Source organism: Lactobacillus sp. UMNPBX12, from assembly GCF_002553955.1.
Classification (GTDB): Bacteria; Bacillota; Bacilli; order Lactobacillales; family Lactobacillaceae; genus Lactobacillus; species Lactobacillus crispatus.
On the sequence record NZ_PCYY01000029.1, the window covers coordinates 1 to 21060 of the forward strand.

Below are 21060 nucleotides of genomic sequence, written 5' to 3' on the forward strand. Positions count from 1 at the left end.
AACCCTTCTTTTTTTGTTATCTAATTTCTATTTACACAAGAATTTATACTGAACCAAAAAGATTACATAGAGTAGGCCATTAGTATGAAAAATATTACGTAATTTTCCCATCAAACCAGCTAATCGAATCAAACGCAAAAGCCGCAAATCTGATACCAGCCCAGATAAATTAAAAATATTTAAGCTGATAAACAATAACCCCATTGGAATAATACTCAGCAAGTCATAAATGTGAGTTTTGAAATATAGTTTCTTGTCTTCTGCTGCATGTAAGCCACGAAAGTAATCAATTGCAAAATATACTACAATTGCACTATTGATCCAGAACCATTTACTAGTCGGTTCATCAATATTAATAACCGCAGCAAAATCTAAAATAATCAAAAAAATCGAAATAATAGCTAAAATGGCCATTACCCATTGATATGGCGTTAGTCTTCTTTCTATATCTTTCATCATAAATTTAATTATACAAAAAAATAAGCTCTTCGCACATAGCAAAGAGCTTATTCATAGTTGCCCAGTTGGGCTGTAACTATTTAAGGGTTACAGTAGCACCAACTTCTTCAAGCTTAGCCTTGATGTCGTTAGCTTCGTCTTCTGAAACGCCTTCCTTAACGTTCTTAGGAGCACCATCAACAAGGTCCTTTGAGTCCTTAAGGCCAAGACCAGTAATGTCACGAACTGCCTTAATAACCTTAACCTTTTCTTGACCTGCTTCAGTCAATTCAACGTCGAATTCTGACTTAGCAGCACCTGCGTCTGCAGCACCTGCAGCAGCAACTGGAGCAGCAGCAGTAACGTCAAATTCGTCTTCAATAGCCTTTACAAGGTCGTTCAATTCAAGGATGGTAGCACCCTTCAATTCTTCAATAATCTTATCAGTATCTAAAGCCATTTAAGTATCCTCCGAAAAATTAGAATTTAGATATTAAATATAAATTTCTTTATTATTCAGCTGAGTCTTCATCCTTAGATTCAGCAACAGCCTTAACAGCATATGCGAAGTCGCGTACAGGAGCTTGTAATACAGAAACAAGCATTGAAAGCAAACCTTCGCGGCCTGGGATAGCAGCAAGTTCCTTGATTTCATCCTTAGAAGTCAACTTACCTTCAAGCATACCACCCTTAATTTCGATAACGTCAAAGTCATCTTCGTACTTAGAAACGATACGTGCAGGTTCAGTAACGTCATCAGCGTTATCAGTGTAGATAACAGCAGTTGGTCCAACAAAAGTATCATCAAGACCTTCGATACCAGCCTTAGCAGCAGCACGTCTTAAGTAGGTGTTCTTGATAACCTTCATCTTAACATCGTTATCACGAAGTTCCTTACGCATGTTAGTAACTTCTTCAACAGTCAAACCAAGGTAGTTAATTACCAAGATTGCCTTAGCAGCTTTAAGTTCTTCAGCAAATGCATCAACGAACTTTTCTTTTTCAGCAATAGCAGCTTTACTCAAATTATTTCACCTCCATGATCACATTGATAAATTCTATAAGGCCTTAAAAAAGCAAAAACTCCATGCCGAAAGACATGGAGCATAAAAATCTTCATCATCTTCTGGCCTCGGCGGGATTTTGAGGCGTCATGCCACCCGAGTCTTAGGTAGAATTTACAGTTAATTATTATAGCAAGCTTTGCTGTAAAATGCAAAAGATAATTTTATTTATTTTGGTTATTGATGATTTCATTAATTTTATCCACCATCTCGTCTACTTGATCATTGCCAAAAACAGTCTAGTTTGAGTAAGTATTGTTTTGATCTGCTGTATCCCCAAAAGACAAAATTGGAATATTACGTTCCTTAACTTGATCAATTATCTGATAAACTTTATCACCGTAGTTAATGTCCAAATAAGCATCTGCTGTCTTAATTAAGCGTTTCTGTTTTTCACCAATAATTGTTTGGTATAACGCCAATACAGTTTTTGAAATATTCATTAATTATACGCGTGGTGCTAGTTAAATCGTTTTAGTTAATAAAAGTTGTAAGTAATTTAAATAGAAAATAGTCTGATCTAATTGAACTATCTCAAGCTTAAGCGTTTTTCTCACCATTTACAAGTTAGTTTTAATCGGTTAAATGTGATTTGTCGCTCGCTATATAAGCTTTATGCGCCTGATGGACTTAAACATCGTAAAAATGTTGATCAGACCAAGCTTCCTGATAGTTCTATCTTAGCGATGCTCATTTGGCAAACTGAAATTGGAATTGAATCTCAACGACGATTCTGTAAATTCTTCGTTGGCTTATCTCATTCTCGTTTTAACCGTCGAGCTCGAATGCTCTTGCCTCTAATTCGTTATATCCGTCAGGCTTGGAATCAAGAAGTAAAGACAGCTGGAGAATTTTTGATTATTGATAGTTTCCCAGCCTGTTCGCAATTATCGTGTCAAGATCTTTCGGGGCGTAGCTGATATTGGTTATAAAGCAACCAAGAAAGTCTATTATTATGGCTTCAAGGTCCACGCAATAGTAAGCGATGATGGCAATTAGAAGAAGCATTGAAAGCGACTTTTCTTTGCTTAGTTATTACAACGCTGAGAATAATCGAGCAAGAAGTCCAGTAGGCTTTCAACAGCGGCTAGAAATAGCTATTTTAGCTTATAATATGGCATATTGTCTAGAACGATTTAACTAGCACCACGCGTATCAACTGTTTTTTATTACAAAAAAAGCACCGCTTTTTACGGTACTTTATTTAAATCGTTTCACTTTCAGTTGAATTAGATAGTTCTTCTAGTTCACCCGTAGTTTTATAAACCACCCAGCTAGCCAAGTTAACAATGTGGTCACCGATTCGTTCAAGTAAACGGGTAACTACAAAATAGCTTGATGAAGCCATTGCACGCGAAGGATCATCTTCAATTCCATCAACGATCAATTGACGAGCTCTTACATAGTCGTGGTCAATCATGCTATCACGACTAGCCACTTCACGTGCCATTTTTTCATCATCTTGCACGTAAGCAGTTAAAACTTGAATTAACATATGTCGCACATTATGTGTCATATTAGAAATAATTTCTTCAACTTCTGGAATACGAGGATTACCTTTTACTCTGATTGTTTCCAGAGCAATACTCATAGCATTTTCACCAATTCGCTCCAAGTCAGTAGTGGCCTTTAAAATACTGATAACAACTCTAAAATCAGTAGCTACCGGTTGCTGCAAGGCCATTAATTTTAAGGCTTGCTTTTGAATATTAATTGATTCTGTAGGAATCTTTTCTTCATCATCAACCATTGACTGCGCAGTCTTTTTATCATGATCAACAAAAGCACGGGTAGCATGGTCAATATCATCGTTGACGAGGACACCCATTTCCATAAATTGTGTATTTAATTTTTTCAGTTCATCCAAAAATATTTCGTGCATCTTTTTACCTCAAAATTTTAACCAAAACGACCGTTAAGATAATCACTTGTGATTTGTTTCTTAGGTGCAATAAACATTTCTTCAGTTGGACCAGCTTCAATCAAATCGCCATTCATCAAAAAGGCGGTCTGATCAGAAATTCGTCCTGCTTGCTGCAAATTGTGAGTCACCATAATAAAAGTATACTGATGCTTTAGTTCCATCAGTGTCTCTTCAATCTCACTACTTGAAATTGGGTCAAGCGCACTTGTGGGCTCATCTAATAAAACAACTTTAGGTCTAACAGCCAACGCACGAGCAATACAAATTCTTTGCTGCTGTCCTCCTGAAAATGCTTGAGCGTTTCTAGTTAAATTGTCCCTTGTTTCTTTCCAAATAGCAGCTTGCTTAAGACTCTCTTCTACCCGCTGATCAATTAGCTCTTTGTCTTTAACACCAGCAATTTTTAAGCCATAAGCCACATTGTCATATACGGAAAACGGGAATGGGGTTGGCTGTTGAAAAACCATGCCGACTTCTTTACGTAGACTGACCAAATCCATTTTAGAATTATAGATATCTTGGCCTTCAAACTTGATTTCACCTGTGATCTTAATGTTTTCGATGTCATCGTTCATTCGATTAAGACAGCGTAAAAAAGTAGATTTACCACAACCACTTGGACCGATCAAAGCTGTTAATTCTTTTTTCTTAAAATCAAGACTGATCCCGTGCAGTGCTTCATAATTGCCATAACTTAGATGTACATCTTTTGCTGAAATTATTGTTGTCATTTTATCCAAAACTTCCCTGAATATAGTTTTCAGTAATCTTACCCTTAGGATTAGTAAAGATCTCTGCCGTTGAATTATATTCAATTGCATGTCCTAAATGGAAGAATGCAGTATAATCACTAATTCTTGAGGCTTGCTGCATGTTGTGAGTTACCATAATCATAGTATACTTACTCCTCAACTGCTTAAGGGTATCTTCCAGTTTAGAAGTAGAAACAGGATCCAAAGCGCTGGCAGGTTCGTCCAGTAGTAAAATTTCTGGCTTAACAGCTAAAGCACGAGCAATGCATAAACGCTGTTGTTGACCACCCGACAATGCTAATGCACTTTTATCCAGCTTATCTTTAACTTCATCCCATAAAGCAGCCGCACGCAAACTTTCTTCTACAACTCGATCAAGTTCTGCCCGATCCTTATGTCCATCTGCCTTCAAAGCATAAACAATATTTTCTCTAATTGATTTAGGAAATGGATTAGGCCGCTGAAAAACCATGCCAATGTTTTTTCTTAATTCATAAACATTGATATTAGGCTTATTCACATCTAAACCATGAAACCAGATTTTTCCGTTAACAGTTGCTACTCGATCATTCATTCGATTTAATGAACGTAAAAATGTTGATTTACCTGAACCCGAAGCACCGATCAAAGCTGTAATCGTGTTCTTTTTAAATTGAAGACTGGCATCAAATAATTTTTGTACCTTACCGCCATAAAGAACACTTAAATCTTCAGTTGATAATTCCAAATCATCATTTGCAAAAGTTTTAATATAGCTAGGTTTTAAATCTTGCATTATTTCACCTACTTAGCTGCAGTTAACTTGCGGTACAATTTATTGCCTAAATAACGTGCACCTAAATTAAATACGATTACCACAATAACCAAGAGCGCTGAAGTAGCTGCTGAAACAATCGTGGCATCAGGAATAATTCCTTCAGTATTTACTTTCCAAATGTGGACCGCCAATGTTTCGGCTGGCCGCATTACATTAAGTGGACTAGTTGGACTAAATGGATTCCAGTCCGCATAATTGACTGTTGATCCACTTTGTCCCGCTGTATAGATCAAAGCAGCAGCTTCCCCGAAGATTCGGCCCGCACTCAAAATAATTCCAGTTAAAATTCCGGGAAGAGCAGCGGGTAAAACAATTCCGCGAATAGTTTTCCAATTAGATAATCCTAAAGCCAATCCTGCTTCACGTTGATCTTGTGGGACGCCCTTGATTGCTTCTTCAATATTGCTAGTTAAAATTGGCAAATTAAAGAAGGTCAAAGCTAAAGCACCAGAAATAATTGAAAAACCAAAGCCAAATTGAACTACAAACAATAAATAACCAAATAAGCCAACTACAATTGATGGTAATGAACTAAGAATTTGAATTGTAGTTCTAATCAAATTGGTCACCCAATTATCTTTAGCATATTCTGCTAGATAAATTGCTGCTCCTAAAGCAATTGGTAAGGAGATAATAGTAGTCAAAATTAACAAATAAATTGAATTGAAAAGTTGATCACGTACCCCACCACCAGCTTGGTATGATGAGGCTTCAGAACTCAAAAAGTGCCAGGACAAATGTGGAATACCTGTAATCAAGATATCACCTAGGATACCGGCCAAAATTAATACAACAATTCCTACCAAAATATAGATAATCGCCGTAGCTAATTTATCTTTCTTTTTTGCATCCATATTACTTTTGTCCCTTCTTTCCAATTAACTTAACTAGGAAATTAAATACCAAAGACATAATTAAAAGCAATAATGCTAATGACCATAATGCATTGTTTGGCAAAGTTCCCATGACCGTATTTCCCATTTGACTAGTTAATTGGCTAGTTAATGTTGCTGATGGACTGACCAAATTGTATGGCATCAAGACGGCATTACCGATAACCATTTGTACGGCTAAAGCTTCACCGAAGGCCCTTGCCATTCCGAAGATTACCGCCGTCAAAATTCTAGGCGTAGCAACTCGCAAAACAACATGATAAATAGTCTGCCAATGCGTAGAACCTAAGGCCATTGAAGCTTTTCTAAAATGACTTGGTACAGCCTTTAAACTATCAACCGTTAATGATGTGATTGTTGGTAAAACCATAACGAACAACACCAACGTAGCTGCTAAAATACCAAAACCTGTTCCACCAAATAGTTTTCTGATCACAGGCACGATGATAGTTAATCCCAAGAAACCATAAACTACAGACGGAATTCCAACTAATAATTCAGTCACTGACTGTAAGAAATTGGCACCCTTTTTAGATGAATATTCAGTCATATAAAGAGCTATTGCAATTGCAAACGGGGTGGCTACCAATGCTGCTAAAATAGTTACTAAGAACGAAGTAACGATCATTACCGCAGCACCAACATGATTCTTGCCCTCACCCGGGTCCCAATCAGTTGAAGTCAAAAAGTGAAAGACATTAACATGATCGCTGACAAAAGTAGCCAAGCCGTGATAGCCGACAAAGCCGATAATTGAGACAACTAAGACAATAATCAAAACAATTGCCAAGTAAGTTAAACCCTTGCCCCAATATTCTTGATGAGTCTCTTTAGATGGCTTGGTTAATTTATCAATATCAACACTAGTCGGACCCATCTTTTTTAATTTAACGTGTGGAACGTGTTGACTAGCAATTGCTTGATCAACAACTTCCTTTAATTTATCCTTCTTATCCATGAACTATTTTCCTATTTGTGTAACTTGATTCTTGCTATTACGAGTTACTTTCATTTCATTGATACTGAGGTACCCAATCTTAGGTACAAGATCTTTTTGTACTTTTTCACCTAACATATAATTAATAAACGCTTTAGTTTGTTTGTTGGGCTTACCCTTAGTGTACATGTGCTCATAACACCAAATCTTCCACTTATTAGTAGTAATATTTTTGTTAGTTGGCTTTACCCCATTAATACTCAACTTTTGAATATTGGTATCATGAGCATAAGGAAAGGACAAGTAACTAATCGTACCCGGCGTTGAATTAACAATCTTTTTAACGGCACCGTTAGAGTCCTGTTCTTGCGACTTAACTGGTTTTGTTCCTTGTAAAATTATATCTTCGAAAGCAGATCTAGTACCACTTCCCTTAGAACGATTGATCACAGTTATGGCTTCATTTTTGCCACCTAGTTGCTTCCAATTCGTTAATTTACCAGTGAAGATCTGTTTCAATTGCTTTTGCGAAACATTTTTCACACCTACACCCTTATTAACAATTGGAACAATACCAACTACTGCAATTTTATAATCACGAAGTTTCTTGGCATCAATTCCCTTTTGTGTTTCGGCAAAAACATCAGAGGTTCCAATCTGGACTGCACCAGCTTGAACCTGGCTCAATCCTGTACCTGATCCTCCACCCTGCACGACAATGTTGCTGTCTTGATGACTTAAGCGATAATCATTACCTGCTTGTTCTGCTAAAAGCTGCATTGCACTTGAACCAACAATAGTGATTTTAGAACCATTATTAGCACAGCCCGTAACAAAAGCTAGCATTAGCACCAACATAATGACTAGTTTTCCAATAGAATGCTTTTTCATGACATTATCCTTAATATATAGATTTGTAAGTTCAATTTATGATACCATGTTCGAAAATAATAGGTCAATGAATAGAAAAAAGCCTCGCAATAGCGAGGCTTTTAATAGTCTATTTTAAATTAGTCCAAGTTTAATGGATCAAGCTTGATCCCTGGGCCAAAGGTTGCTGAAACAGCAACACTCTTAATGTATTGACCCTTAGCTGAAGCTGGACGAGCACGTAAGATAACGTCGCGTAATGCGTCAAAGTTTTCAACTAATTGGTCTTCAGTGAATGATACCTTACCAATAGGAGTGTGAATAGCTGCTTGGCGGTCAACACGGTATTCAACTTGACCAGCCTTAACATTCTTAACAGCCTTTTCGATATCCATAGTAACAGTACCAGTCTTAGGGTTAGGCATTAAGCCCTTAGGTCCAAGAATACGACCTAAACGACCTACCTTAGCCATCATCATTGGAGTAGCTACTACAACGTCAAAGTCTAACCAGCCGCCTTGGATCTTTTCTACCAAGTCATCTGAGCCAACAAAGTCAGCACCTGCAGCCTTAGCTTGATCAGCTTGTGGGCCTTCAGCAAATACTACAACGGTTTGGGTCTTACCGGTACCATTTGGTAAAACGATAGAACCACGAATTTGTTGGTCAGCTTGCTTAGGATCTACGCTTAAGTTGTAAGCTACATCAACAGTAGCATCAAAGTTTGCGTATGAAGTTTCCTTAACAAGTTTCATAGCTTCTGCTACTGAGTATAATTTATTTGAGTCTACCTTCTTGGCAGCATCTAAATATTTCTTACCATGCTTTGGCATGTGATTTCCTCCTTGTATATGTGGTCAAACGAGCTTCTCTTAACTCTCCCACCTAATTTGTTACCTAAATAACAGGATTAGTCTTCGACTTCGATACCCATACTTCTAGCGGTACCTTCAACCATGCGCATAGCAGCTTCAATATCAGCAGCGTTAAGGTCTTTCATCTTAGTCTCGGCAATTTCCTTAACTTGGTCCTTGGTTACCTTACCAACCTTCTTGGTATTAGGTTCACCAGAAGCCTTTTGGATCTTAGCAGCTTGCTTTAAAAGAACTGGTGCTGGTGGAGTCTTAGTAATGAATTCGAATGAACGATCTTCATATACAGTAATAACTACAGGGATAATCATGCCCTTTTGGTCAGCGGTTCTAGCATTGAAGTCCTTAGTAAAACCAACAATGTTAATACCAGCTTGACCCAATGCAGGACCAACTGGAGGTGCTGGGGTAGCAGCGCCAGCTGGGATTTGTAACTTAACTACGTTAATAACTTTCTTTGCCACGGTCAAAACCTCCTTGATTCCGTGATGCGGTTAAAATGGAGAATTTTCCTTTTTTCTCCTCCCACAATAATAAACGTACCGTATTAGAATAACATCGTTTGGGTACAATTACAACTAAAAATTCTAAATATTATTCGTTTTCGTCAAGCTTCTTAACTTGATCATAATCAAGTTCAGCAGTAGTCGCACGACCAAACATGTCAACTGATACGTATAATTTGTACTTATCTGGTTGAATATCAGTAATCTTACCTACCATGCCATTAAATGCACCTTCAGTAATAGTTACTGATTCGCCAATATCAAAGTTAACTACTGGTTTCTTAGCAGGTTGACCTTGATTCTTAAGCAAACGCGTTACTTCTTCATCAAGAAGTGGTGATGGCTTAGAACCACCACCGTGTGAGCCAACGAACCCAGTTACATTAGGTGTGTTTCTAACGATGAACCAACTTTCATCAGTCATTACCATTTCAACTAAAACATATCCTGGGAAAATCTTTTCTTCAATTTCTTGTTTCTTGCCGCGAACGGTTTCTACTTTTTCTTCTTCTGGAACCATTACACGGAAAATGTAGTCTTGCATCCCCATGCTTTGTGCACGTGACAACAAGTCTGACTTAACCTTGTCTTCATAGCCTGAATAAGTATGCAAAACGTACCATTTCTTTTGTGCTGTTTCGACCATATTTTTCTCCTTAAATTTTAGGTAAACAAAAAAACCTCCCACAGAGGTTTTCTTTTAGCTGTCAATATTATAGCATGAATCGCTGATAATTTCTAATTCTGCTAGCAATTACATTAATCTTTGAGTCAACCAAGTGAAGAGCCAGTCAAGTGCACCTAAATATGCCGCAAATAAAATTGAACTAGTAATAACAGTTGCTGTATCACGTCTATTTTGCTTTGCGGATGGCCATTTAACCAATTTCATTTCATGACCAACACTCTTAAAAAACTTAATCATTAGCTTTATTTACCTCGTTTCCTTATGCAATGTCTTCTTACCGCAATGTTTGCAAAACTTTTGAAGTTCAAGTCGCTGAGTGCGATTCTTACTTGCGGTGATTGAGTAGTTGCGTGACCCACAAACACTGCAGGCTAAGGCTGCTTTTTTCACTGCCATAATCTCACTTCCAAACTTTTATAAAAACACATACTTACTCAGTATTTTATACTGTTGCCCCTTCCTACGTCAATAATCTGATTTACATTACTAAAAGTAATCGAGCTCAATTACAACTAAATATTTTTATTTTGATTTTTGCTTATCTATAATAAGTGTAACTACTTGTTAGAAAGGACATAATAATGAATAAACATCCTGAATATCTATTGAATAAAATTTCTGGTCCTGCTGATTTAAAAAAATTATCTCTTCCAGAAATGGAAAAGTTAGCCAGTGAAATTAGGACTCTAATCTTAGAAAAAGATGCCGCTGAAGGTGGTCACCTAGGTCCCGACTTAGGAATCGTTGAAGCTACAATTGCTTATCACTATGTTTTTGATGCACCAAAGGACAAGATTGTCTGGGATGTTTCCCACCAAACTTACCCGCACAAAATGTTAACTGGACGTGCACTCGCTTGGCTTGATCCAGACCACTATGAAGATGTAACTCCATATAGCAACCCTGATGAAAGCCCATATGACTATTACGCCGTCGGTCACACATCTACCTCAATTGCCTTAGCAACTGGGATGGCTAAAGCACGCGATTTAATGGGCAAACATGAAAACATCATGGCCTTAATTGGTGATGGTTCAATGACCGGTGGCCTTGCTTATGAAGGGCTAAACAACGCTGCAATTGAAAAGCATAACTTAGTTGTAGTGGTAAACGACAATCAAATGTCAATTGATGATAACGTCGGTGGCTTAGTTACTGCTTTAAAGAAACTACGTGATTCTAATGGTGAAACCAAAGAAAATCCATTTACTGCAATAGGCTTTGATTACCGTTATGTCGCAGATGGTAATGATATCCAATCAATGATCGATGCTTTTAAAGCAGTTAAAAATGTTGATCACCCTATTTTGCTTCATATCAACACTCTCAAGGGCAAAGGTTATCAACCTGCAATCGACAACGAAGAAGCACACCACTGGGTAATGCCATTCGATTTAAAGACTGACAAGACGACAGTAGCAATGCCTGAAGGTCCGACCGCTAGCTCTATTGCACTCGATGTTCTTGAAGATCACATCAATAATGGTGAAAAGATCATGGCTATCAATGCCGCAATTCCCGGCGTTTTCGGCTTAGACAGAATTAAAAACAAATATCCTGAAAACTACCATGATGTAGGAATTGCTGAACAAGAATCCGTTGCCTTCGCTGCCGGAATGGCTAAGGAAGGTGCAACTCCAATTTTATTTGAAAATTCAACCTTCTTGCAACGTGCATTTGATCAATTATCACACGATGTTGCCGCTAATGATTTACCAGTTGTAATGATGGTTGCTGGTGGTGGCATTTCTGGCACAAGTAAGACTCACCTAGGTGTGTTTGATCAAGTAATGATTTCTAACTTGCCTAACTGGATCTACCTTGCTCCAACTAACTTAGCCGAAGAAAAGGCAATGATGGAATGGGCTATTAAGCAAAAGAAGCATCCTGTAGCAATTAAGATGCCTACCAAAGATGTTCCTGAAGGTAAAGAAATTACTGCTGTTGACTATTCAGAAATCAAGTACGACATTAAACCAGGTAAAGATGTTGCTGTTTTAGCGTTAGGTGATATGTACGATATGCTAGGTAAAAAGGTGGCTGAAAAGACAGGTGCTAGCTTAGTAAATCCAGTTTCTGCTAATATTTTAGACACTGCCGCTTTAGACAAATTGACTCAAGAAAACAAAGTTATTGTTACTATTGAAGACAATATTTTGGACGGCGGTTTTGGTGAAAAAGTAGCTTCCTACCTTGGCGACAAGGATATTAAAGTACTCAACTACGGCCAAAAACGTGTCTATACTGATCAAGTACCTTTGAAAGAAATTTTGAAAGACAATCGTATGACAGTTGATCAGATTGTTGAAGATATTGAAAATGCTTAATAGTTAATCAATCTATGAAAAAAAGACGCAATGCGTCTTTTTTGTTTTACTCAAATTTCTGTGGATGCTTATCTTGAAACTGAGCCAAATCTTCATAAGAGGCTTCAAGTTCATGCTCAATTTTTCGATAAACGAGAATCAATTCTTGATAAATCGCTACATTTTGGGGATTTGGAAAATAAACTTGGCTTTCGGCAGTACGCTTTTTAATCTTTTCCAGGTCTGGCTTATCTTCTAATGCAGTTTTAGCTAAAAACATAGCTGCTAGGGTACCACACTGCTCATTTTTAATTACAATCACTGGTAAGTTAAAAATGTCCGCGATTAATTGTCTAACAAAATCACTTTGCACAAAGCCACCAGTAACACGTAAAGCTTGAGGCTGTCCCACTTGATCAAGCAATCCTTGAGAGGCGCCAAGCAAGTTAAAAACAATTCCCTCCAAAACACTTCTAGCCATCTGCGGTTTAGTGTGATTTCGCGTCAAGCCAACAAAAGATCCACGTGCTTGAGCATTCCAAATTGGAGCTCGTTCACCACCAAGATAAGGATGAAACAACAATCCATTACTTCCAGCCGGAGCAGTTTGTGCCACATTTAAGACATCCTCTGCCGTTTCATCTGGGCCAAAAATTGTTTTTCTGGCCCAATCGAACACAATTCCACCATTATTTACAGGGCCGCCAAGCAAATAATGTTTGGCGTCAACAGGGTAACAGAAAAAGCGATTCTTTTGATCAACAATTGCCTTCGGTGCAATTACTCTAACCGCACCAGAAGTGCCAACATTCAATGCAAAATCTTTCTCATCCAAAACGCCGACACCAATCGTTGACAAATACCCATCGCTTGCGCCCAAAACGATTTGAGTTTCATCATTTAAACCCAATTTAGCACGATATTCTGGAATAATTTTACCCACAGTAGATTGTTGATCAGCAATTGTCGGCAATTGAACTTGATCTAGCCCAATCTGAGCCAATATCTTTTCATCCCAGGTCAGCGTTTTTAAATTCATCATTCCACTGCCAGCAGCCATAGTTGTATCAGTTAATATTTTTCCAGTTAAGCGCCAAATAATATATTCTTTGATACTAATCCATTTTTTTACTTGTGCAAAAAGTGTTGGCTGTTCTTCTTTAAGCCACAGCAATTTATACACTGGCGCCATCGGATGTGGCGGCATCCCCGTTTGCTGATAAATCATTCTTGCCCAGCCCGACTTTTTTGCCCGCTGCACTACATCACTACTACGATTATCTGCCCAAGTAATGCTGTTTGTCAGTAACTTATTATTTTCACCTAAGCCAATTAAGCTGTGCATCTGACTAGACCAAGAAATTGCCAAAATTTTACCAGATGCTTTCTGACTTAATTGATAAATCATTTTCTGTACCGCGTCAAAAATAAGCTGTGGATCTTCTTCAGCCTGCCCCGCTTCTTCCTGAATCAATGGATAGGAAATTGCCAATTTAGCTACTTCACTTCCATCTTCGCCATACAACACACCTTTAGTCGCAGTAGTTCCTATGTCTATGCCAATTATATATTTCATCTTTAAAATTCTTTCTTAATTTTAGTATAAAAAAACAGCCACCGGAGAAGGTAGCTGTCTTAGTGGTCAAAACTATGCGTGACCACGGTGCGTAGAACATTGTTTTTTAGTCGGATTTACTTCTTAAGATTTTCGTTAACGAAGGCTTCGATTTTATCGTCTGAGTCTTTCAAAAATGGAAGCATATCTTCTTCCGTCTTCATGGTATCTCTACCATTCTTTTCCATAAAGTAGTCCCAAAGGGCATCTCTAACTGGCATATCTGAATCACTCCAGTCAAAAGCTTCCTTCATGTGACGGTCTAACAATGCAGTCTTAATAATTTCGTCTGCCATCTTAAATTACCTCCTAAAATATTCTACATTACTTATTATACCGCACTTTCTTTTGATCAGCTATCAAAAAAGCACTTTCCGCATTTTCTGTAAAGTTCGTGCTCGAGCTCTGACCAGCTTCATTGCTTCAATATTTAGATGATCAATCGCATACTCTGTACTTATCTCGCCAATTATGGTTAATAATGCAATTAATTCAACGTGTGACAAGCTATTAACAAAATTATTGTAAGTCTCATCAACTGGAATCGATAATTCAGAGCGGCATGGTTCATTCACGCTTCCTTGAATGTCCGCCTTTTCTAGCGGAATCGATTGACTATAGATTTGCCTGCGACGTGCCATATTGTAACGTACCAGGGTCCGTGCATGATTAAACAATTTAGTTTTATATAAACTGCTAAATTTTCCCTTTTGAGGCGAGAAAACTAGTGCTGCTTCATAACAAACAATCATTGCCTCTTGATCCCAATCTTTGCGATCATAATGATGCAAATAGAATTGCTTCACGATTGAATTTACTAACGGCTCATATAAATGAAACAATTTTTCTAAAGCTTGGTCATCTCCTGCCCGTACTTTCTTAATCAGCTTCTCTTCATTAATCATTCAATTTATCCTCCACCTCAAAGAATACAGACTATCCCCTGAGTTTGAGAAGAAAACACATGTTTAATGGACAGAAATGAGCTTTATGTATCTAAAAAAGTAGACAAAACTCACACTTTTGTCTACTTTCTGTTTATTTTACTAATGGATTTCTACTATTATAAGCTTGATAAAGCAATACCCCGGTTGCCACACTAGCATTTAAGGATTGTACGTGACCAACCATTGGCAAAGTAATAGTTTGATCCATCTGCTTTTTAAGTAATGGGGCGATGCCTTTACCTTCGTTACCAATTACCAGTACAGTCTTGCCTTGGGCATTCCATTCACGATAATCAGTACCTGCCATATCAGTTCCAAAGACCCAGTAACCGCGTTTCTTCAGTTCTTTAGTAGTTTGAACTAAATTATTAACGCGCGCTACTGGCACATAATCAATTGCTCCTGTAGATGTTTTAGCTACTACCGAAGTTAAGCCAGTCGCGTGACGCTTAGGAATAATGATCCCGTCAACGCCAGTAGCATCGGCTGAACGCAAAATTGATCCCAGATTGTGAGGGTCTTCAATAGAATCCAACATTAATAAAAATGGTTCTTTACCTTCTGCATCATACTTGTCCAGCAATTGATTTAAATCTGCATATTCAAAGCTAGAAATTGCTAAAACTAGACCTTGGTGATTGCCACCAGCAACCAAACGATCAAGCTTATTTTTAGGCACGTCTTGAACAACTAAACGCTTTTTTTTAGCTAAACTATAAACTTGATTAGCAAATTCTTCTTGTACACCGTGTTGCAAAAAAACCTTATTAATCTTGTCGGCACTTTGTGTTTTTAAATAATCAAGTCCGGCATGGCGTCCAAAGACAAAATCTTTATTTGAAGTCATAATTTTTCAGCCCGTCCTCTTCTACAGTATCAATACACCACTTGCTTAAGTCTGCCACTCGATCATTTTTCCCCAGTAAATCAAGATAACCAATCATTGCTTCAAAGCCTGTTGATAATTGGTATGTTTTCAAGCTAGTATTCTTAGCCTTAGTATGACTTTTAGCATTACGTCCACGACGAAAAGCAGCTAATTCATCATCCGTTAACATTTCTTCATCTTGCATCTTAGTTACCAACGCAGCTTGTGCTTTAGCTGAAACATAGTGAGTCGCTTCACGCTGCAATACTTGTGGTTTAACGATACCGCCTTTAACTAGGTGTCTGCGAATAATTACTTCATACACTGCATCCCCTAAATAGGCTAAAGTTTGTCCATTTAAAGTATCCGGATTAACATCCTCTTCCGTTAGTTTTTTTATTTTAGTCACGAGTCCACCTAGTTCCTTGTGGGGTATCTTGAATAGTGATCCCCATTTCCTTTAATTGATCACGAATTTGATCACTAGTTGCCCAATCTTTATTTGCTCGAGCCTCATCACGCTTTTTAACTAAAGCGTCAATTTCATCGTCATTGGAGCCAGCATTTTTAACGCAAAGCTTATTAGTATCCACGCCAAACACTAATAACCAACTAGCTAATTTCTCTTTAAACTTTTGCAATTCTTGCTTGTCAGCTCTAGCAGCATTAGCGTTGGCATTGACTACAGGCAACAAATCATAGATAGCTGTTAAAGCATTTTGGACATTAAAGTCATCGTCCATCGCCTGTTCAAATTTTTCGTTAGTTGCCATAATCGCCTGTGCTAATTCGGCTGATTCTTCACTAGCTGTATCATCTGCTAGACGGTAATTAATATTAGTCAAAGTATTTTTAAAGCGATCTAAAATTGTAGCTGCTTGTGCTAAATTTTCAGCAGAATAGTTAATTTGGCGGCGATATTGTACGCTAGCCATGAAGAAGCGCAGTACTTGCGGATCAACTTCCCTTAAAATATCGTGCACTGTTACGAAATTGTGCAGTGATTTAGACATCTTTTCCTGATCTTTACCGACAGTTACAAAACCGTTATGCAGCCAATAATTAACAAACTTTTTCCCGGTCTTAGCTTCACTTTGTGCAATTTCATTCTCATGGTGCGGAAATTCAAGGTCTTGACCACCACCATGAATATCGATCGTATCGCCTAAATATTTGGTACTCATGACAGAACATTCAATATGCCAGCCTGGCCGTCCCTTGCCCCATGGTGAATCCCAAGCAATTTCATCGGGTTCCTTTTGCGCCTTCCACAAAGCAAAATCGATTGGATCTTCTTTGCGGCTTTGTTCTGTATCGTTAATGTGCTCTGAAGCACCCTCTTCAAGCTGTTCAATATTTTGATCACTTAACTGACCGTAATGCTTAAACTTTTTGGCACGATAATAAACATCGCCGTCTACTTCATAAGCATAGCCATTGTCAATTAGGCTTTTAACAAAAGCGATAATGTCATTAATTTCATGAGTTGCACGGGGATGCAAAGTCGCCGGCTCAATGTTTAACGCTGTCGTATCAGCCAAAAAAGCATTGATAAACTTTTCAGCCAATTTGGGTACAGTCGTTTTTTCAGCTCTCGCTTCGTTGATCATCTTGTCATCAACATCAGTAAAGTTAGAAACATACTTAACGTCATAACCCTTATATTCAAAATAGCGTCTAATGGTGTCAAAAGCAATTGCGCTTCTGGCATTACCAATGTGAATATAGTTATACACCGTTGGTCCACAGACATACATGCTGATATGTCCTGGAACTAATGGCTTAAATTCTTCTTTTTTACGCGTCAGTGTATTATAAACTCTCACGGCTAACACTTGTCCCTTCTGTCAAAATAACTAATTTTTATTTTAGCAGATGAAAAAAGAAGCTGCATTTATTTGCAGCCTCTTTTTCAATTTATCTAATTAAAGATTATTAGCACTCATTTGCTTCAAGGTTAAATCAATGTGTTCTAATACACGTTCTTTACCTAAAAGCTCCATTGCTTCGCCAATACCAGGTCCAACCATTGAACGCGTGGTAGCAATTCTAATTGGCATAAAGAGCTTTCTTCCCTTGATGCCAGTAGCCTTACGAGTTGCTTGAATAGCGTTCATGATTTGAACTGAAGTAAATCTTGGGATGAGGTCTAATTGCTTCTTGAATTCTTCAATTACACCACGGCCATCATCATTCTTGATTTCTTCGATTTCTTCGTCTGAAAGATCCTTAGCTTCTTCAAAGAAAATCTTAGCCATGTCTACAATTTGCTTAGTGTATGACATTTGTACTGAGTAGATGTTAACCAATTGACGAACCCATTCCATCTTTTCTGGTGTTGGATGCTCATCAACAAGACCTGCTTCTTGCAAGTTGTTCAAAGCTAAATCAAGCAAAGTGTCGCGATCAGCCTTCTTGATGTATTGGTTGTTAATCCATTCAAGTTTCTTTTGGTCAAAAGCAGCAGGTGACTTAGACAAACGTGCAGGGTCAAATTGCTTGATGAATTCACGCTTGTTAAAGATTTCGTTTTCACCCTTTGGTGACCAACCAAGAAGAGTAATGAAGTTAAACATAGCTTCTGGTAAGTAACCAAGATCACGATATTGTTCAATAAATTGAAGAACTGATTCGTCACGCTTAGAAAGTTTTTTACCAGTTTCTGAATTAATGATCAATGTCATATGACCAAACTTAGGAGGTTCCCAACCAAGTGCCTCATAAACAACTAATTGCTTAGGTGTGTTAGAAACGTGATCATCACCACGAAGTACGTGAGTGATCTTCATCAAGTGGTCATCGATAACTACGGCAAAGTTGTAAGTTGGCATTCCGTCACGCTTTTGAATAACGAAATCCCCACCAATAGTGTCTGATTCAAACTCAAGGTGTCCCTTAACAATATCATCCCATGAATAAGTTTCCATTTCTGGAATGTGGATACGAACAACTGGCTTTAAGCCCTTAGCCTTTGCTTCATCTTGAGCTTGCTTAATTTCATCAGCAGTCATACCCTCATATTCGTAAGTATAGTGAGGTGCAACACCTGCAGCACGTTGTTCTTCACGTTGTGCTTCAAGTTCTTCCTCAGTCTTGTATGAGTAATATGCTTTACCTTCATCGATCAATTGATCAATATACTTTTGGTAAATTTCTTTTCTTTCTGATTGACGATAAGGACCATAGTCGCCACCCTTATCAGGACCTTCATCCCAGTCAATTCCTAACCAGTGAAGGTTTTCCATTTGAGACTTAGAACCGCCCTTAACATTACGCTTTTGGTCGGTGTCTTCAATTCTCAAGACCATCGTACCCTTGTTATGACGAGCGAATAAATAGTTAAAAAGTGCAGTACGTGCGTTACCAATGTGCAAGTGACCAGTTGGACTTGGTGCATATCTTACACGGATTTTTTCTTTAGCCAAAATTCATGCCTCTTTCAAAAAATAGTAAATTCAAACAATCTTAGTTTACTCGTTATATAGTAAGAATTCAATTAATGCTAGCCAAAAACTAATTTTAAAGCTTGGGGAATACTCGAAACGGGAATTACTTCAATGCCATGGTCTTTTAATCCAGAATACATATTATGCCGTGGAATAAAGATCCGCTTAAACCCTACTTTAGCCGCTTCTTTTACTCGTGCATCGATTTTATCAACTCGGCGAACTTCACCAGTTAAGCCCACTTCGCCTACAAAACAATCTGTCGGCGAAATTTCTTTATCGGTATAACTGGATGCAACTGCCATGGCAATTGCTAAATCAATTGCTGGTTCATTCAATTTAATCCCACCAGTTGCAGTCAAATAGACATCTTGATTCTGCAACATTAAGTTTCCCCGCTTTTCAAGCACCGCTAGCAGCAATGAAGCTTTGTTAAAACTAATACCTGACGTGGTCCTTTTAGCATAGCCAAAAGCTGTCGGAGTAACCAAAGCCTGAATTTCTGCTAAAAGTGGCCTAGTTCCTTCAAGCGATACCACCACAGCAGAGCCAGTAGAATTAGGTAATCTTTGGTCCAGAAAAATTGATGATGGATTAGTTACCTCTCTTAAGCCTTCATTAACCATTTCAAACATTCCAATTTCGTTTGCTGCTCCAAAACGGTTTTTAACAGAATGCAAAATTCGGTAAGAATGGTGTTCATCCCCTTCAAAATAGAGAACGGTATCCACCATATGTTCCAAGATCTTAGGCCCAGCAATCGCACCCTCTTTTGTAACGTGGCCGATAACAAAAACTGTAATGGCATCCATCTTGGCAATTTTCATTAATTCACTTGTTACTTCACGAACCTGTGAGGCAGAGCCAGTCATCGAATCAAGACTTGGTTCATTCATAGTTTGAATGGAGTCGATCACAACAAAGTCAGGCTTAACATCATTGATTTGTTCGCGAATATCATGCATGTCAGTCTCTGGATATAAGAGCATATTACTTTGACCTACACCCAGTCGGTCAGCCCGCAATTTGATTTGGTTAGCTGATTCTTCTCCCGAAACGTAAAGCACCTTATATTTTTCAGATAAGTCACTCATAATTTGTAACATCAAGGTTGACTTACCAATTCCGGGATCTCCACCAATTAAAACTAGTGAGCCTGGCACAATACCACCACCTAAAACGCGGTTTAATTCCTCAGATTTAGTGACAATTCGTTCTTCTTTTTCAGCTTTAATCTTATCCAGCTTTACCGGTTCATTTAATCCAGTCTTCTGAATCAAACGACTAGCAGTTGCCTTAGTAGAACGCTTTTGCACTTCTTCAGTTTCTTTTTCAAATTGATTCCAGGCACCACAGTTAGGACAGCGGCCTAAATAACTTGCCGAAATATAGCCGCAAGAACGACACTTATATTGTGTTTTTACTCTAGCCATTAATCCCCCTTCTTTTCATTAGTTGATCCAAAGCCGCTAACTCTTTTTCGACTAATTGGATCATCATCGTCGGTCTTCAAGTATTTGATAAAAATGCCTTGAGCAATACGGTCTCCCTTCTTGATGTGCAAGGGCCGTACGCCATAATTAATCATTTGTACAAAAATTTCGCCCTCATTGTTAGGATTATTGTAATAATCTGCATCGATAACGCCGATCCCATTTGGCAAAGCTAGATTACGCTTAAAAGTATTAGATGAACGATTAGCTAAAATCAACACTTCATCTTCTGGCATATAAGCTTTAAGTCCAGTTGGCACTAACAACGGCTTTAAAATCTGATCCGCCATCTCATAGTCGCGCTCATACAGCTGGTGTCCATTTCTAATCAACCTAAAAATCCGCACAAAATTTAGTCGCCAAATGCTAGGGATAGTAATGTCTTCAGCTGCTTCGATGTCATAGCCTGCACTGGCTAGGGTCTGTCTGCGAGGAAGATTAATTTCCTGATCTTGATACTTTTTGACTACTTCAAATCCACGTGTTTTCATTCCAAAGCTCCATTTATCTTTTATTTTGACAGTTATCTATTTTACAATGTTTTTAGTCAACACAAAATAAATAGCTCTCGAGACTGTAAAATAGTTTGTGTAAGGATGAATGATTCCTTAAATTTATTTCTTT

24 protein-coding genes, 2 pseudogenes and 1 other annotated feature are annotated in these 21060 nt (G+C 38.1%); of the genes and pseudogenes, 2 read left to right on the forward strand and 24 right to left on the reverse strand.

Annotated features, from left to right (window positions below; all coding sequences use genetic code 11):
- Positions 1 to 57 precede the first annotated feature (57 nt).
- The 4 genes and pseudogenes from CP363_RS09320 to CP363_RS09335 all read right to left on the reverse strand — a co-directional run.
- Positions 58 to 459: pseudogene (locus CP363_RS09320) on the reverse strand (ion transporter); the annotation flags it as partial.
- A gap of 76 nt (positions 460 to 535) precedes the next feature.
- Positions 536 to 898 carry a 50S ribosomal protein L7/L12 gene (gene rplL, locus CP363_RS09325; protein ID WP_005720445.1) on the reverse strand — a complete coding sequence of 121 codons (363 nt, stop codon included), beginning with the start codon at positions 896 to 898 and terminating at the stop codon, positions 536 to 538.
- Between the two features lie 52 nt (positions 899 to 950).
- The gene (gene rplJ / locus CP363_RS09330; RefSeq protein ID WP_005720444.1) at positions 951 to 1463 is read right to left on the reverse strand and encodes a 50S ribosomal protein L10; all 513 of its coding nucleotides are present in this window, start codon (positions 1461 to 1463) and stop codon (positions 951 to 953) included.
- Between the two features lie 43 nt (positions 1464 to 1506).
- Positions 1507 to 1628 (reverse strand) — a sequence feature (ribosomal protein L10 leader region).
- 113 nt (positions 1629 to 1741) lie between these two features.
- Positions 1742 to 1945, reverse strand: coding sequence for a hypothetical protein (locus tag CP363_RS09335; protein WP_227411405.1), 204 nt, complete (start codon positions 1943 to 1945; stop codon positions 1742 to 1744).
- Between the two features lie 81 nt (positions 1946 to 2026).
- Here CP363_RS09335 and CP363_RS09340 point away from each other — a divergent pair.
- Positions 2027 to 2646 (forward strand): annotated as a pseudogene (locus CP363_RS09340) (IS982 family transposase).
- Positions 2647 to 2706: 60 nt separating this feature from the next.
- Here CP363_RS09340 and phoU read toward each other — a convergent pair.
- From phoU to rpmG, 11 genes are all read right to left on the reverse strand, one after another.
- On the reverse strand, positions 2707 to 3384 hold the full coding sequence (gene phoU / locus CP363_RS09345) for a phosphate signaling complex protein PhoU (protein ID WP_005720440.1): 678 nt from the start codon (positions 3382 to 3384) through the stop codon (positions 2707 to 2709).
- A gap of 17 nt (positions 3385 to 3401) precedes the next feature.
- Positions 3402 to 4157 carry a phosphate ABC transporter ATP-binding protein PstB gene (pstB, locus tag CP363_RS09350; RefSeq protein WP_065990043.1) on the reverse strand — a complete coding sequence of 252 codons (756 nt, stop codon included), beginning with the start codon at positions 4155 to 4157 and terminating at the stop codon, positions 3402 to 3404.
- A gap of 1 nt (position 4158) precedes the next feature.
- Positions 4159 to 4953: a phosphate ABC transporter ATP-binding protein PstB gene (gene pstB / locus CP363_RS09355; protein ID WP_005720438.1), complete on the reverse strand. Its 795-nt coding sequence runs from the start codon at positions 4951 to 4953 to the stop codon at positions 4159 to 4161.
- A gap of 8 nt (positions 4954 to 4961) precedes the next feature.
- Positions 4962 to 5849, reverse strand: a complete 888-nt coding sequence (gene pstA, locus CP363_RS09360) for a phosphate ABC transporter permease PstA (protein WP_013085844.1) — start codon at positions 5847 to 5849, stop codon at positions 4962 to 4964.
- 1 nt (position 5850) lies between these two features.
- Positions 5851 to 6846, reverse strand: a complete 996-nt coding sequence (gene pstC / locus CP363_RS09365; protein ID WP_089142852.1) for a phosphate ABC transporter permease subunit PstC — start codon at positions 6844 to 6846, stop codon at positions 5851 to 5853.
- Positions 6847 to 6849: 3 nt separating this feature from the next.
- The gene (locus tag CP363_RS09370; RefSeq protein ID WP_023488539.1) at positions 6850 to 7716 is read right to left on the reverse strand and encodes a phosphate ABC transporter substrate-binding protein; all 867 of its coding nucleotides are present in this window, start codon (positions 7714 to 7716) and stop codon (positions 6850 to 6852) included.
- Between the two features lie 119 nt (positions 7717 to 7835).
- A complete protein-coding gene (gene rplA / locus CP363_RS09375; protein ID WP_005720434.1) occupies positions 7836 to 8528 on the reverse strand; it encodes a 50S ribosomal protein L1 in 693 nt (230 codons plus the stop codon).
- A 77-nt stretch (positions 8529 to 8605) separates the two neighbouring features.
- Positions 8606 to 9031, reverse strand: a complete 426-nt coding sequence (gene rplK, locus CP363_RS09380; RefSeq protein WP_004045505.1) for a 50S ribosomal protein L11 — start codon at positions 9029 to 9031, stop codon at positions 8606 to 8608.
- Positions 9032 to 9161: 130 nt separating this feature from the next.
- On the reverse strand, positions 9162 to 9719 hold the full coding sequence (nusG, locus tag CP363_RS09385; RefSeq protein ID WP_005721593.1) for a transcription termination/antitermination protein NusG: 558 nt from the start codon (positions 9717 to 9719) through the stop codon (positions 9162 to 9164).
- Positions 9720 to 9827: 108 nt separating this feature from the next.
- Positions 9828 to 9998: a preprotein translocase subunit SecE gene (gene secE, locus CP363_RS09390; RefSeq protein WP_005720429.1), complete on the reverse strand. Its 171-nt coding sequence runs from the start codon at positions 9996 to 9998 to the stop codon at positions 9828 to 9830.
- Between the two features lie 9 nt (positions 9999 to 10007).
- Positions 10008 to 10157 carry a 50S ribosomal protein L33 gene (gene rpmG, locus CP363_RS09395; RefSeq protein WP_005720427.1) on the reverse strand — a complete coding sequence of 50 codons (150 nt, stop codon included), beginning with the start codon at positions 10155 to 10157 and terminating at the stop codon, positions 10008 to 10010.
- A 185-nt stretch (positions 10158 to 10342) separates the two neighbouring features.
- Between rpmG and CP363_RS09400 the strand changes: the two genes are divergently transcribed.
- The gene (locus CP363_RS09400; protein ID WP_098036176.1) at positions 10343 to 12088 is read left to right on the forward strand and encodes a 1-deoxy-D-xylulose-5-phosphate synthase; all 1746 of its coding nucleotides are present in this window, start codon (positions 10343 to 10345) and stop codon (positions 12086 to 12088) included.
- A 46-nt stretch (positions 12089 to 12134) separates the two neighbouring features.
- On the opposite strand, the gene CP363_RS09405 is transcribed toward CP363_RS09400, so the two are convergent.
- From CP363_RS09405 to CP363_RS09445, 9 genes are all read right to left on the reverse strand, one after another.
- A complete protein-coding gene (locus tag CP363_RS09405; protein WP_061204439.1) occupies positions 12135 to 13643 on the reverse strand; it encodes a gluconokinase in 1509 nt (502 codons plus the stop codon).
- Positions 13644 to 13759: 116 nt separating this feature from the next.
- Positions 13760 to 13978, reverse strand: coding sequence for a hypothetical protein (locus CP363_RS09410; protein ID WP_005720420.1), 219 nt, complete (start codon positions 13976 to 13978; stop codon positions 13760 to 13762).
- A gap of 63 nt (positions 13979 to 14041) precedes the next feature.
- Positions 14042 to 14587 (reverse strand): DNA-directed RNA polymerase subunit sigma, encoded by a 546-nt coding sequence (locus tag CP363_RS09415; protein WP_005720419.1) that lies wholly within the window; start codon positions 14585 to 14587, stop codon positions 14042 to 14044.
- Between the two features lie 133 nt (positions 14588 to 14720).
- Positions 14721 to 15476: a 23S rRNA (guanosine(2251)-2'-O)-methyltransferase RlmB gene (rlmB, locus tag CP363_RS09420; RefSeq protein WP_005724210.1), complete on the reverse strand. Its 756-nt coding sequence runs from the start codon at positions 15474 to 15476 to the stop codon at positions 14721 to 14723.
- On the reverse strand, positions 15463 to 15906 hold the full coding sequence (locus CP363_RS09425) for a mini-ribonuclease III (protein WP_035443487.1): 444 nt from the start codon (positions 15904 to 15906) through the stop codon (positions 15463 to 15465). Before CP363_RS09425 ends, rlmB begins: the two co-directional genes overlap by 14 nt.
- Entirely contained in the window at positions 15899 to 17332 is a 1434-nt protein-coding gene (gene cysS / locus CP363_RS09430; protein ID WP_089142847.1) for a cysteine--tRNA ligase, read from the reverse strand. Before cysS ends, CP363_RS09425 begins: the two co-directional genes overlap by 8 nt.
- A 90-nt stretch (positions 17333 to 17422) precedes the next feature.
- Positions 17423 to 18922 carry a glutamate--tRNA ligase gene (gltX, locus tag CP363_RS09435; protein ID WP_005720415.1) on the reverse strand — a complete coding sequence of 500 codons (1500 nt, stop codon included), beginning with the start codon at positions 18920 to 18922 and terminating at the stop codon, positions 17423 to 17425.
- A gap of 77 nt (positions 18923 to 18999) precedes the next feature.
- Positions 19000 to 20376, reverse strand: coding sequence for a DNA repair protein RadA (gene radA / locus CP363_RS09440; RefSeq protein WP_005720413.1), 1377 nt, complete (start codon positions 20374 to 20376; stop codon positions 19000 to 19002).
- Positions 20376 to 20927, reverse strand: coding sequence for a dUTP diphosphatase (locus CP363_RS09445; protein WP_005720412.1), 552 nt, complete (start codon positions 20925 to 20927; stop codon positions 20376 to 20378). Before CP363_RS09445 ends, radA begins: the two co-directional genes overlap by 1 nt.
- Positions 20928 to 21060 lie beyond the last annotated feature (133 nt).

Coding starts and splice junctions, on each gene's coding strand:
- CP363_RS09400 (WP_098036176.1), top strand. CDS start 10,343: ATGAATAAACATCCTGAATATCTATTGAATAAAATTTCTGGTCCTGCT.
- pstA (WP_013085844.1), bottom strand. CDS start 5,849: ATGGATGCAAAAAAGAAAGATAAATTAGCTACGGCGATTATCTATATT.
- rplA (WP_005720434.1), bottom strand. CDS start 8,528: ATGCCAAAGCATGGTAAGAAATATTTAGATGCTGCCAAGAAGGTAGAC.
- rplL (WP_005720445.1), bottom strand. CDS start 898: ATGGCTTTAGATACTGATAAGATTATTGAAGAATTGAAGGGTGCTACC.
- CP363_RS09335 (WP_227411405.1), bottom strand. CDS start 1,945: ATGAATATTTCAAAAACTGTATTGGCGTTATACCAAACAATTATTGGT.
- CP363_RS09415 (WP_005720419.1), bottom strand. CDS start 14,587: ATGATTAATGAAGAGAAGCTGATTAAGAAAGTACGGGCAGGAGATGAC.
- secE (WP_005720429.1), bottom strand. CDS start 9,998: ATGATTAAGTTTTTTAAGAGTGTTGGTCATGAAATGAAATTGGTTAAA.
- CP363_RS09410 (WP_005720420.1), bottom strand. CDS start 13,978: ATGGCAGACGAAATTATTAAGACTGCATTGTTAGACCGTCACATGAAG.
- rlmB (WP_005724210.1), bottom strand. CDS start 15,476: ATGACTTCAAATAAAGATTTTGTCTTTGGACGCCATGCCGGACTTGAT.
- CP363_RS09370 (WP_023488539.1), bottom strand. CDS start 7,716: ATGAAAAAGCATTCTATTGGAAAACTAGTCATTATGTTGGTGCTAATG.
- pstB (WP_005720438.1), bottom strand. CDS start 4,953: ATGCAAGATTTAAAACCTAGCTATATTAAAACTTTTGCAAATGATGAT.
- pstB (WP_065990043.1), bottom strand. CDS start 4,157: ATGACAACAATAATTTCAGCAAAAGATGTACATCTAAGTTATGGCAAT.
- pstC (WP_089142852.1), bottom strand. CDS start 6,846: ATGGATAAGAAGGATAAATTAAAGGAAGTTGTTGATCAAGCAATTGCT.
- CP363_RS09445 (WP_005720412.1), bottom strand. CDS start 20,927: ATGAAAACACGTGGATTTGAAGTAGTCAAAAAGTATCAAGATCAGGAA.
- CP363_RS09405 (WP_061204439.1), bottom strand. CDS start 13,643: ATGAAATATATAATTGGCATAGACATAGGAACTACTGCGACTAAAGGT.
- phoU (WP_005720440.1), bottom strand. CDS start 3,384: ATGCACGAAATATTTTTGGATGAACTGAAAAAATTAAATACACAATTT.
- radA (WP_005720413.1), bottom strand. CDS start 20,376: ATGGCTAGAGTAAAAACACAATATAAGTGTCGTTCTTGCGGCTATATT.
- rpmG (WP_005720427.1), bottom strand. CDS start 10,157: ATGGCAGTGAAAAAAGCAGCCTTAGCCTGCAGTGTTTGTGGGTCACGC.
- nusG (WP_005721593.1), bottom strand. CDS start 9,719: ATGGTCGAAACAGCACAAAAGAAATGGTACGTTTTGCATACTTATTCA.